At 52.1% G+C, this 355-nt stretch carries 1 protein-coding gene; it reads left to right on the top strand.

What is annotated here, in order from left to right; genetic code table 11:
• Window positions 1-95: 95 nt before the first annotated feature.
• The coding region (locus AC1RO3_RS08880) for a hypothetical protein (RefSeq protein ID WP_481764062.1) at window positions 96-355 on the top strand (260 nt) is incomplete at its 3' end.

The raw sequence follows: 355 nt of genomic DNA, 5'->3' as shown, positions 1-355 counted from the left end.
GGTAGAGAGTCTGGACGTTGAACAAAGCATGCGCGAGAAGATCGTAGATGTACGACGCCGAGTACTAAACAAGATTGTTAAATAAGGAGTAGCACATGCTTCAAAACATAATTCAGCACACGCGTGCAGCACTCGTTGCACACAACGTGATGCGCAGCACCGAGATCGAAATCTTGATACTGTCTGATGGCCCGCTCCCCACGATGAATGCCGTGCATCTTCGCGACGAGTTCAAGAACGAGCCACGTGTTGCGGTTGTCGAGATGCTGAACACTGGCGATCCAATGCCAGAACACATTGTGCGTGGCTCGACGCGCTGCGCCTTCATCAACGGTGCATCACGCGCTCTTACTAC

The organism is Dellaglioa sp. CoH-57-MRSF-19 (assembly GCF_056781975.1).
Note: the sequence above shows the minus strand (reverse complement) of the source record. Positions and strands in the feature narration are given on the sequence as shown.